The organism is Njordella calcicola, assembly GCF_056494125.1.
In genome coordinates, this window is the sequence record NZ_CM151396.1 from 3,358,748 (window position 1) to 3,370,574 (window position 11,827).

Here is an 11,827-nt window from a genome sequence, read left to right on the forward strand (position 1 = left end):
GAAGCAAGAGCATTGCAATTAACTGGAGCGAGACGCTTCCCAGCAAAAAGCCTCGACCGTTGATGCACGCGCACATTCCCCCCCAGCAGGTTACATAGGCGATCAGTTCTGACAGGGAATAGCCTCGATCGATATACATACCTAGCCCCTTCGGAAAAAAGCCTTCCATGTATTCTATCACCAAGTGGGTTTCGTCTGTGACAGCTTTCGGGGAAAATCGAGTTCTCAAAAGTCTTCATTTCTTTAGGACAATCGCATGGGCCGGATGGTTGACTGGCCAACTATAATTTAACCCCTGGCGTGAATAACGGCGATCGCTTGCGGTTAGTCCACGAGGTTTCTTTTCAAAACACGTTCTGGGCCGTGGTCTGTGAAGGTGAACGCAGATGGATGATCTTTCAGGTAAACGGATCGTGATTGCTGGTGGCAGCGGATTCTTGGGGTTAGCACTGGCAGAGTATTTCATTCAAGCTGGCGCGAATGTAACCATCCTATCGCGCTGTAAACCAAAGGCTGATGACCGCTGTTCGCACTATTTTTGGGATGGGCGGACGTTAGGAAGTTGGTCACTAGCAATCGACGGTGCCGACGCGGTTGTGAACCTTGCCGGTCGAACTGTGAACTGTGTCAAAACTCCTGATCACCAGGACGAAATTCTGCGATCGCGGGTGGAGTCGACGCGAGTTCTGGGCAGGGCGATGAGTGCTGTGAACACCCCGCCAACAGTCTGGGTTCAGATGAGTACCGCTCATATCTACGGCGATCCGCCTACTGCTGTATGCAATGAGGAAAGTGAAGAAGGAATTGGATTCGCACCTACGATTGGTCGAGCGTGGGAGTCAGCTTTTAAAGAAAGCATCCTTCCGCACCAACGTGGTGTGGTCATGCGAACCAGTTTTGTTATTGGGCGTGATCGCGGTGCAGGAGGAGGCGCTTTGGCTACGCTTGGTTTGATCGCACGCTTAGGCCTAGGTGGCAAAGTCGGAGCGGGGACGCAAGGGATGTCGTGGATACACGAGTATGATCTTCAACGATTGTTCGCCAGGGCGATTACGGATCAAACTATGTCCGGCATGTATATCGTTTCTTCGCCCAACCCTGTTTCACAGATTGAGTTTATGAGAGCGTTGCGCAAAGCGATTGGAATGCCGATTGGCCTACCAGCCTTTGCATGGATGGTGCGTATCGGAGCACCATTGTTTCTGCAGACTGATCCAGATCTTGCTTTGTATGGGCGGTATGTTGTATCGAAGCGATTGGCCAAGGAAGGTTTTGAGTTTCGATATGCAAGACTTGAAGCTGCACTCAGCGAATGCTACTCCCGGAGTGGAGCTCGTTAATGGACTTCGATCAGTGGTTATGCGAGCGGCAGAGGCAAGCGTACGGAATGTAGTGGAATTCGCCAGAGTTCCCTTGCCAGAATTCACTGCTTACCAATGGAATTCTGGCGAATCCCATTACGGTAAATTATTTCCTCTCGCTGGCATTATGCTCACCGGTGCCGCATCGTGTTGAAGGCGGTTGCGTTCGTTGGCGGTGTGTTACGGCAGACGGAGTGTGCCTACTACCTTGGTTACGGCAGACGGAGTATGCCTACTACCTTGGTTACGGCAGACGGAGTATGCCTACTACCTTGCGCTAAGCAAAATTAAGCCTTTTGTAAAACCTTCCTAAACTTTGGACTTGAAAGCTGTCACGATCAAGACTTGAATGTCTGGATCACTTTGTACATTGTTCCTATCCAGCGCAACCGCCAGCCCGATCGTGCCGCACTGCTCTTTATCCAACATGACGGACTGTAGATTGCCATCGCATTCCTTTTGCCTTATGAGTCGACGGCAATCGAAAGCACGCAGCCTTTCGCGGGTCTTACTGAGCGATTTTCACAGCCAAGGTACATCGTTATCTAAAGCAAGAGCGGCTCAATGAAGCTGTCGCTGTTTGCATCCTGTGCGCCAGGATTAGAACCCTGGTTAGCAAATGAAGTTCGCGAGCTGGCGGTTGGGACACTAGCCAGCGAGTCATGGCCTACGGGCATTACGGAAGACATCGGCGGCGTTCGTTTTGAAGGTGACCAATGGACACTCGCTCATGCGCTTGTAGGGCTTGGTTTGGCGGCTCGTATCCTCGTGCGCATCGCTGTATTTCCGGTAACAGAACTATCGAATTTGGAATCGTACGTAGGACGGCTGTCTTGGTCCGGATGGCTGCAACGTGATGTTCCACGAGTGATTCGAGCGTCTGCCAAGAAGTCGCGACTTTATCACTCTGGGGCCATTGAGCAGCGTGTGATGCAGGGGATTACGCGAAGGATGAAGGATAGTCCGCCATCGGTTGACGATTCAACACAAGCGGATGTAGCTTCGCTTGTCGTGCGCATAGAACATGACGTCTGCACGATCTCATTAGATGCTAGCGGTCAACCGTTACATCGAAGGGGATATCGGTTGAACCCAGCGCATGCGCCGTTGCGAGAAGACCTAGCACGCGCGGTGGTCGTGGCATCGGCTTGGGATCGAAAGCGACCGTTTGTCGATCCGATGTGTGGTTCGGGTACGCTGGTGATAGAAGCGGCGATGCTAGCGTCGAACTGGCCGCCGGGGATGGGCCGACGTTTTGGCATCGAAGCAACCGCGTTAGCACGGAAGGTTTCCATTGACGAAGTAAAGCAACAGCGGCTAAGCCAAGTGAAACCGAGCGTCGCGATGATCATGGGAAGCGATCGGGATGAACGCGCCATCGCCGCCGCCCGCGAGAACATATCCAGCTTCGATTTTCCCATTGCTTTGAATGTCCGATCATTGAGTGAGGTGGAGTTGCCTGAAGAGCCATTAGCGATTGTGACGAATCCACCTTGGGGCGGGCGTGTTTCGGCTGATCGCAATTTGTATCCGCTCTATCGATCCATTGGTGACTTGCGACGCCGTGCGGAGATTGGCTCCACATTAACGATGGTCACGAGTCGTCGAGAGTTGGCTTATCAGACGGCTGTTCGTGTACAGTCTGCATTTTTGACGGACGCTGGCGGAACCAAAGTGAACGCTTTTGTCGAAGTCGCCTAGGCTCGTTGAAAGCAAAGTCCGGGCGTACTACCATAGTGAAAACTTGCAGACGATCGGTAACCCATCATAAGCAGCCACAATTATGGGAATAACCATTCATTATCGCGGGACATTGGATGATATCAACCAGATTGAAACCATGGAGGACAGGCTACTTGATCTCGCCTTTGCGCTTGGCGGACGAGCCCGGATTTGGCGATCTTTCGCCGATCATGATGCTTCGCGAATTGTGCGTGGATTGATCATTAACCTGGAGCCCGGGCAAGAGACCTTCAGTTTATTGGTCTCGCCGGAAGGACATCTGACGCCAATGTTTATGATCGAAGAAGCAGAGAATGAACCCTTTGACGAGCCGCCATATTGCTTTGTCAAAACGCAATTCGGCTCGTTAGAAGGCCATGTAGCCATTGTGCACTTATTAGATGCAATCAGGCAGCGGTTCTGCTCAAACCTGTATGTGTATGATGAAGGCGACTACTATGAGAATCGTGACCTAACGAAGCTTGCCCAGAAAATGAACTTTCTGAATTCTGCGATCGATGCAATGGCCGATGGCTTGCGAAAGTTCGGACTCTCTGCCGAGGCGGCTGAAGATCCGAACATCTTAATCAGCCGAATTCAACGCATCGCATCGCTTGTTTTCCAACGGGTTGTTGAAGAACGACAAACTCATTCCGCTGCCAGCGCTACGCAAGCATCAGATTCTTTCCATGAGCCATCGCTTGAGGAAGAAGTGGAAGCGATGGATCGTCTACGACGCAAGAGCGATTTGCGCAGCGAACGCATAGCCAGGAGAATTGCGGAAGCGACTGCTTCAGGGCTTTCCGTCGAAGAATCCTTCGAGCTTGCGATGCAGGAAGAAGAGTTAAGCATTCCAACGCGAGACGCAGATGAGTCGATCGAATCGACGTCCGACGATTCTTTGATCGACTACTTGCCGTCACATCCCTTCGATGATCGCAGTGAGTTTGAACGAGGGGCCGAGCACCCCGCGGTAAGGCAAGCGCATGATTTTGTGATGCAGGTGATGGAGATGGAGAAAGTTGAATCGAATCGATCGCCATTCTATTCCACAATTGTGCAGGCGAGTTTGGACATTGCCGGAGGGCTCGTACAAGCCACTTGCGAGGGCCCGGACGACACGCTTCATCGCGCTTTGGCAATCACGCAATTAAAGCGAGCCTTGGCGGGACACGCCTACGCCCGAGGGGCCGTCGTCGGGCTACGAAGAACGAAGGAAATCACTGATGAGCGAGCGCACCTGTTTCACGAACAACTGGATGCATTGCTCGTTACCATCTACGAGCTATCTGAAGCCGCTTGGAGGTAAGGCTGCCTAAATTGCCAAGCAGTGTGTCGGCGTTTCGCGGACACTCCCGTTAGAGATTGAATGGTCGATGCTGACTGACGACGGGAGATGATGCACCCGTAATCTTGTTTACGGAACCGATCGATTACTTACGTTGCTGGCTGTTTGTGGCTGGACGTAGTTGGCATCAAGGTACGGAAGACTTTGGTCAGAGCCCGAAGTCAGCCTTACGACTCCGTCGGTGTTAACCTAGAATATTGTTTTGATTTTGGTTTCCATCGCGAGCAGCTTTCTACGACATGACAAATCCACTACTCATCCCAGAAATCCGTCAGATGATCAGTGAAAACGACGGGACTGGCCTGGCGGAGATCATGACGGAGCTGCATCCGGCCAGCATAGCGGAATTTGCAGAAGGATTGCTGGTAGAAGAGGCTTGGAAGTTGCTGTCGCATGGCAGCGTTCAGCGACAAGCGGAAGTGTTTCCCTACTTCAGTCCAGAAAAAGAACTGGAGCTGATCGAAGGAATTGGCAAAGAGCAGATGCTGCGGTTGCTGGAAGCAATGTCTCACGACGACCGGGTCGATCTGTTGAAACGATGTGATAACGCGACCGTCGAAGGGCTGCTGCCGCTGATGGCAAAGGCGGAGCGGGAGGACATACGTCGACTACTGACTTTTCCTGAACATCAGGCTGGGTCGGTGATGACGACCGATTATGCCACGCTGTCGCCTGATATTACCGTCGCGGTCGCTCTCAATCATCTGCGGTTGCAAGCGCCTGACAAGGAGACCATCTACTACGTCTACGTGATCAATCAGGATCGAGAACTTCTCGGTTTCGTGTCGTTGCGTGATCTAGTGCTCGCCAAGCCGACGGAGATCATTCGCGATATCATGACCGAAGATATCGTCTCGGTACGGGCCAACCAAGACCAAGAGGAAGTCGCTCGCGAACTGGCACGGTATGGCTTCCTAGCAATACCTGTCGTCGATGACGGCAACCACATTATAGGGATCGTGACCTACGACGACGTGATTGATGTTTTGGATGAGGAAGCAGCCGAAGATATCGCTCGTCAAGGGGCGTCCGAGCCTTTGGGGAATGCGTATTTTTCAGTGTCGATTCTGAACTTGCTGCGCAGCCGCGTGATCTGGTTGTTTATGCTTGCCGTTGCGGCCACCCTGACTGTGAACGTCCTGAGTGTCTTCGAAGCGACACTGGAACAAGTCGTCACGCTATCCTTGTTCATTCCCTTGCTGATAGGCGTAGGTGGGAATGCAGGAGCTCAGTCAGCGACAACCGTCGTCCGCGGCTTGGCAACCGAGGAGATCATGTCGCAAGATCTGTTTCGCGTAGTGTTTCGAGAAGCTCGTGTTGGCTTTCTGCTGGGCCTCACGCTGGCTGTGGTTGCGTACTTTGTAGTTTGGTTGGTGTTCGACATCCAAATGGCGATGATCTTGTCTTTGTCACTGGTTGCGATTTGCAGCCTGGCATCCGTGGTAGGTGCTTCGATGCCCATTCTCGCAGAACGTTTCGGAGTCGACCCTGCCGTCGTAAGTGCACCTTTTGTGACCACGATTGTCGACGCGTCGGGGCTGCTAGTGTATTTCATCATTGCCAAGTCAGTGCTCGGCATTTAACAGCAAGTCACGCCAGCTTTCGCCAAGCGATGTAAGCGGGCACCAGGATTGTGCGCACCACGAAGGTATCTAGAAGCACACCAAAACTCAACGCGAACCCCAGTTCGCTGATGCCTCGCAAGGCGGGAATGGACCATCCCAGTTCTGATACCGCATCCGTCCGCAACTGCAAGCCGCCGACACACATCGCAGCAAAGGTGGCGCACATGATAAGTCCGCAGCTTGTAATGATGCCACCGGTTGAAACAATCGCTCGACGCAGACCAACGCGTTGGCCACGTTGCTTCTGCTCCTCTAAGACTCGCGTCGTCAGATAGATGTTGTAGTCCTGTCCAACGGCCACGAGAATCACAAACAAAAATAATGGAACTTTCCAATCGAGCCCTTCGTAGCTGGCGCCGTAAAGATATTTGAAAAGCACCTGCGTAAGACCTAGTGTCGCAAAGTAGCTCAGCAGCACGGAAAACATTAGATACAAGCTCAACTCAAGTCGTCGGATGAGGACCAAAAGAATCAAAAACACGCTGCCGGTCACTAGCACTTGGACCCGTGTTTCGTCCGCTTGCGTCGCTTGCTTCAAATCAACAATCCCGGCAGTCGTTCCCGAGATCGCAGCGGCGCTTTGATACCACTGCGAATCTGCGGTGGCGCTTAAGTCCTTGGCACGCTGTTGTACCCTTTGCAAGACTGCCGCGGCCTCGTCGCTGAAGGGATCAGCGCTGGTCACAATTTCGAACCGAGCGGCTTTCAATGCATACGCATCTACTTTGGAGGTAAACTTCTGCTGCGTCAATGGATGATTCTGCAGCAGTCGACGACGCCACGCTCCTTGCGAAAACAAACTCATCGTTCGATCGGGCGGAAACTCGCCCAGTGGGTCCGTCAATGCTTGCACCGAATGTACACCTTCGACAAACAAACGTTTGCGATAGCTTTCGATCGCTTGCCGCAGTTCGGCTTCACTTTCAAAATCGCCGGCTGCAATGACGCAGAGCGTGATCGAACTGGTTTCGATGCGCGGCAAGTATTCTTTGACTAAGAGCTGTCCCTGTCGACTCGTCGCATGGCTGCTCAATTCTCCAACCAAATTGTAGGTGACCTCGTCCATCATCCGCCAACCGTAAACGGCAGGCACCAGCAAGATAGCAAGGGTTGCAACGAGCACTTTGGCGGGACGAGCCATGATCTCGTTAGCAATTTTTAGCCACAGAAGTTTGCCACGATCGATCCGCAGTTGGTTGGCTTCCTGGCTGCCTGCTTGCGGTCGTCGCCGCGGCCAAAACGCAGCAGGCCCCAATCCGGCCATCATCGCGGCTGGCAGCGTCAAACAAACTGCCAGGGTAATGAGAATCGCGATTGATATCGCAATGCCTGAATAACGAAACTTCGCAAAAGTCGAAAAGGACATCATCGATAATCCAATTGCGGTCGTTAATCCGCTGCCAAGTATCGCGCCAAAGACTTGGGACCAACTGAGCTGCACGTCCCCTTTCCAGTCGCTTCGGTCGGACTTCCCTTCAAAAAAGGTCTCGCGACAACGCACAATCAAAAACAATGTCAAATCCGTTCCGATGCCAAAAATCAAGACGACTAAGAAAACTCGAGTCGTCGAATACACCTCCACAAGCTTGACCGTGTTCTCTTGAGCCGAGAGTTGAGCTGCCATCGATAGAATACTAGTCGACAGCGACAATGCGACTCCGATGACCACCATGGGCAGAAAGACAAGGAGTGGGGAACGATAGATCAGCGATAGTGTCACAATGACGGCCAGCACCGTATACAGTTCGCTTTGTTGCACACTGTACTTAGCAGCCATCATCAAATCCGCTCCGACGGCTGCTGGCCCAGTAATTTCAACTTGCATTTGCGATACCCGGTCCGCTTTCGCATCGATACTCGCGCGCTGCGAAACGGAACTGCAATCGTTTATCAGTTGCTGCAGCGACTGCATCAAGTCGATGTTGCGAATCGCCATGAACTCTTCACGCAACTGCAAAGCAAGCAGTTTTATCTGGGCGGAATCGGCGCCAAGGTTCGGTGCAAGTACTGGGTCACGCCAAGTCCATATGTCTTCAATGGAAGGTGCTAACGATGGAGACAAAGTTAGCAACTCCGAGTTTGATGATTGCTTGAGCGTCAGTGCGGCAAGTGTTCGTCGATCATTGTCAGCAAGCTCTTGATCGCCCACCATGTCAGCCAACTGCAGACGGTTGCGATAAGCCTGCACTAAACGTTGACTTGCAACCTCCGCATCTTCGCCCGCCAACTGTCGAATGCGTTCAAACCATTGCTCGTCATAATAGACCGCTGCATCTAACGTGTGTCGCAAACGCTGAACCACGGCGGATTCGAGTTGCAATTCGGTTGTTGCTTCCAGTGTCCTTTGAAGATTGAATTGTCCGACAGCGGTCGTCAAACGTCTGGCTACATCCAACATCGTGCATTGGTCTAACAGCGGCACCTGTTCGCTGGGATGTGCAAAGACGATCACCATCTGAGAGCGAGATGAATCGTCGGGAAAAGCGGTTCGCAATGTCGCTTGGCCAATACGGCTGGGACTGCTAGCTGGCAGAAACTGGAAATCCCCATCCTGCACCACGCTGTCCCAGCTTGGACTTGTGAACCTCAGTAGTAGGGCCAGACCGATCCATCCCATGACGATGAAATACCATCGCCGTGTGATTATATTCGCCAGCTTCTCACGGACATTCACCCACATTCAATGTTACCAACTTACTGCGAACCGGCGTAAAATTCGGGCTAGATCGAATCGCTAACCATCAGGTCATGTTGCAACCAAACGGGCCGCTGTTTGTCGATACAAGCCCACGCCCGCGCATCTGCGACTACCTAATATACTTTAAGTTACCGCGGCGACGAGTACGTATCACGTCAACGAAACAGGGCAAGTCAGTTTTTCAGTCTGCGCGATTAGCCGAAATGCGTTAGCATCGGTTCTCTTCGAATAGCCGAAATGCGTTAGCATCGGTTCTCTTCGAAACCGTGAGCTAACGCTGAACGGCTGATTGACCTGGATTCAAAAAATGACTTGCCCTGGTCAACGAAACGTATCTCGCAAAATTTCGCTCAAGGCTCGCAAGCTGTTGGAACGCCAGAAGCTCAGTTAAGCGTCAGCAGCAAGATTTGGAGGTGGAGGAGTTGTAGACGCGTGCAGCCATAAGTTCATACGGCCTTGCAACAGATCAGGAATAGAACGTTTTACCCAGCGGACAATTTGAGCATCAGAGTAGCGGGTGCTGAAATGTCCGCAAACCACATGTTGGTTTTGGAAGCGGTCGAGTCTTGCAACATAATCATCCAAGTGCATGTGGCCATGCTTATGGATTTTTTCTTTACGGTGGTTGGGGGCTAAGAAGGTTAGCTCGGAAATCAATACTTCTGCGCGATACATGTCGGGGCAGTCATCCAAGCCCGGTGGCGAAGTGTCGCCGGTATAAGCAACTGCTGGCAGCCGAATTTCATGGGAAACTTCAACACCGGAAAGGCGTATGTCGCGAATTTGTTCACCGCTCAAATCTGCATATTCTGGCTTCAATTTCCTGCGACGTTCCCACACGATGTAGCCTAATGAAGGGACGGTGTGCCGCGTTGCGGAAGCGGAAACGACCAGCTCCCGCGATACTTCCACTTCGTCGCCGGGCTTGAGACCAATCAACTCGCAGGGCAAACGACCTCGGTCCAACCGCGAGTAAACTTTTAGCAAAGCGGCTGTGGCATCAACAGCGCTTTCCGGCAGATAAATTACCGGCGGTTCCATCTTCATCATTCGTCGTCGCGCAACGTACACGGGCAGCGTCGCAATATGATCCAAATGGCTGTGAGTAATGAAGATGCGTGGCAAACCCATGAAGTCCCAGGGGTGGGCACCGACATCGAAACCGATCTTCATCTCAGGGATTCGCCAGTACGTTTGCACAGCCGCACGTGAGTAACCTTCCACGGTCCAACGCCCCAGTTTTCGCGCGATGACTGGCACGTTGGCTACAGGCACATCCAACTCGGCCATCTGCTCTGGCGAAGTACGGCGGTTGGAGCCAGCAGAATTCGGCTGCTTTGCTGGTCTGTGTTCAGGTCGGGCATCACTCATGAAGCGTTTTTTGTCTAAAGCTTTATATCAAAAATCAATGCGTGTCGGTCGAATTCGTCGTTTTAGAACAGGTTTGTCGAACTTGGAAGGCCAACCGCTCGATTTGCAGCCCAAAATGCAATTGCTTCAAACCCTCGCTTTCCTGTATTGCTGCTACACACGGCCAGTTTACTTGGATAACCAGCTAGCGAGCGACGAATGCTTCCAAAAATGAAACGCCCTTCTTTCCTTATGTTCATCGGCCTCCTTGCGTGCGCGATGGTCACTATTAATAGCACAGGCTGTGTTGGTTTAGCTGCCAATCTCCTGCATGCCATCTATGGGCATGAGGTAAAGCCTGAGTTCGAGGGGTTGAAGAAGGAACGCATTGTCATCCTTTGCATGAATGAAAAAGGCGTTCTGAAGGACGAAGTGACCTTGGGCATCGAATCTACGATGCGAATGGTGCTGATCAACAAATTGAAGAAAGCAACCGTAATTCCCAAAGAAGAAATCGTCTCATGGCTAACGGACGCTCCTGCCAACGGGGAACTTGCCAAGCATGTGGGCAAAGGCGTTGGCGCCGATATCGTCATTATGGTGGACATTCAAGGGCTCAAGCTGATGGATGGCCAGACAATGTATCGCGGAACCAGCGACATTGAGGTGGACGTCTACAATGTCAAAGAAAACAAGTATGTCTTCACCAAATCCTTCCCCGCGTACACTTATCCAGTGACCGCCGCGATCAGCACGACCGAAATGGAACTCGCCCGCTTTCAACGCTTGTACGTGATGATGGTCGGCGAGCGAGTGGCGCGTCTGTTCGTTCCCAGCCAGATGGGGGCCGATGTCGCAACGGACGCTAGAATTTTGGAATACTAAGGCCATAATCAAGCGAAACTCGTGACGATTTTGGCGATTGCAGTTCAAAATCAAGTGCAATTCTGTGGGCAGCGAATATCATAGATAGATGTTTTTCCTGCCTGCGCAAGGCATTTAAGCAACGCACTTTGATTTTGTCGCTATGAAAAAACTTCTATTTTCTCTCGTCTGCGGTTCTGTCTTTGTTCTACCAATCCATGGCACCGCCCGAGCTCAAGATGAAGTCATCGCTGAAGCCATAGCAGAAAGCGTTGAAGTACCGGGCATTCCGCTGGAGAAAGTGGACCCGAATGTTCGCCCATTAACCGTCGTCGTCGAACTGACCGGTTCTCTACCGCGTATTTCCGGCACCTTGGTGGATTCGACGCAACTGAACATGAAGACTTCTTTTGGCGAAGCATCGATCCCGCTATCGGAAGTGGCTGGCGTGCGATTAGCCTCCGGTGAAGACGTAAGTACGACTGTCATTATGCTTAATGGCGATTCGATTACCGGCGCAATAGACGTCAAGCAATTGACGGTCGAAACCGACTGGGGCACGGCCAATATTAAGGGTTCATCGATCCAGTCGATGTTGTTTGTACCCAACGTGCAATGGGAGCCTAGCAACAATGTCAGCGGACGTCGTTGGTCATTAGTTGACAGCAAGCCCGCTGCGGCTCCGGCATCGCCAGCCAGCGGATATTCGGCACCACCAGTGCAATCGCAATCGTTGCCTGGATCGCAAGGTCGTCCAGCGAATACGCCTCAAACGTTCCGCAATGGTATCATCATTCAGCAATAGGAAATGGCCCACGGAGAGTGCCTACTAACTTGGCAGCGCCGGAATTTTGTAAAG

8 protein-coding genes are annotated in these 11,827 nt (G+C 52.1%); 6 read left to right on the forward strand and 2 right to left on the reverse strand.

Annotated features, from left to right (window positions below; genetic code table 11):
- Positions 1–386 precede the first annotated feature (386 nt).
- The 4 genes from SH302x_RS12735 (at position 387) to mgtE (ending at position 6,014) form a co-directional block, all read left to right on the forward strand.
- Positions 387–1,340 carry a TIGR01777 family oxidoreductase gene (locus tag SH302x_RS12735; protein WP_479369062.1) on the forward strand — a complete coding sequence of 318 codons (954 nt, stop codon included), beginning with the start codon at positions 387–389 and terminating at the stop codon, positions 1,338–1,340.
- Positions 1,341–1,925: 585 nt separating this feature from the next.
- Positions 1,926–3,062, forward strand: coding sequence for a THUMP domain-containing class I SAM-dependent RNA methyltransferase (locus SH302x_RS12740; RefSeq protein WP_479369063.1), 1,137 nt, complete (start codon positions 1,926–1,928; stop codon positions 3,060–3,062).
- Positions 3,063–3,144: 82 nt separating this feature from the next.
- On the forward strand, positions 3,145–4,392 hold the full coding sequence (locus SH302x_RS12745; RefSeq protein WP_479369064.1) for a hypothetical protein: 1,248 nt from the start codon (positions 3,145–3,147) through the stop codon (positions 4,390–4,392).
- Between the two features lie 278 nt (positions 4,393–4,670).
- On the forward strand, positions 4,671–6,014 hold the full coding sequence (mgtE, locus tag SH302x_RS12750; protein WP_479369065.1) for a magnesium transporter: 1,344 nt from the start codon (positions 4,671–4,673) through the stop codon (positions 6,012–6,014).
- Positions 6,015–6,021: 7 nt separating this feature from the next.
- On the opposite strand, the gene SH302x_RS12755 is transcribed toward mgtE, so the two are convergent.
- Positions 6,022–8,736, reverse strand: a complete 2,715-nt coding sequence (locus SH302x_RS12755; protein ID WP_479369066.1) for an MMPL family transporter — start codon at positions 8,734–8,736, stop codon at positions 6,022–6,024.
- 405 nt (positions 8,737–9,141) lie between these two features.
- Positions 9,142–10,044, reverse strand: a complete 903-nt coding sequence (locus SH302x_RS12760) for an MBL fold metallo-hydrolase (protein ID WP_479369269.1) — start codon at positions 10,042–10,044, stop codon at positions 9,142–9,144.
- A 339-nt stretch (positions 10,045–10,383) separates the two neighbouring features.
- Here SH302x_RS12760 and SH302x_RS12765 point away from each other — a divergent pair, with 339 nt between their 5' ends.
- Positions 10,384–10,989: a hypothetical protein gene (locus SH302x_RS12765; RefSeq protein ID WP_479369067.1), complete on the forward strand. Its 606-nt coding sequence runs from the start codon at positions 10,384–10,386 to the stop codon at positions 10,987–10,989.
- 142 nt (positions 10,990–11,131) lie between these two features.
- Positions 11,132–11,773 carry a hypothetical protein gene (locus SH302x_RS12770; protein WP_479369068.1) on the forward strand — a complete coding sequence of 214 codons (642 nt, stop codon included), beginning with the start codon at positions 11,132–11,134 and terminating at the stop codon, positions 11,771–11,773.
- Positions 11,774–11,827: the final 54 nt, after the last annotated feature.

What these genes read in the sequence shown, in the direction of transcription:
- SH302x_RS12735 (WP_479369062.1), top strand. Translation starts at nt 387, where the DNA reads ATGGATGATCTTTCAGGTAAACGGATCGTGATTGCTGGTGGCAGCGGA.
- SH302x_RS12740 (WP_479369063.1), top strand. Translation starts at nt 1,926, where the DNA reads ATGAAGCTGTCGCTGTTTGCATCCTGTGCGCCAGGATTAGAACCCTGG.
- SH302x_RS12745 (WP_479369064.1), top strand. Translation starts at nt 3,145, where the DNA reads ATGGGAATAACCATTCATTATCGCGGGACATTGGATGATATCAACCAG.
- mgtE (WP_479369065.1), top strand. Translation starts at nt 4,671, where the DNA reads ATGACAAATCCACTACTCATCCCAGAAATCCGTCAGATGATCAGTGAA.
- SH302x_RS12755 (WP_479369066.1), bottom strand. Translation starts at nt 8,736, where the DNA reads ATGTGGGTGAATGTCCGTGAGAAGCTGGCGAATATAATCACACGGCGA.
- SH302x_RS12760 (WP_479369269.1), bottom strand. Translation starts at nt 10,044, where the DNA reads ATGGCCGAGTTGGATGTGCCTGTAGCCAACGTGCCAGTCATCGCGCGA.
- SH302x_RS12765 (WP_479369067.1), top strand. Translation starts at nt 10,384, where the DNA reads ATGGTCACTATTAATAGCACAGGCTGTGTTGGTTTAGCTGCCAATCTC.
- SH302x_RS12770 (WP_479369068.1), top strand. Translation starts at nt 11,132, where the DNA reads ATGAAAAAACTTCTATTTTCTCTCGTCTGCGGTTCTGTCTTTGTTCTA.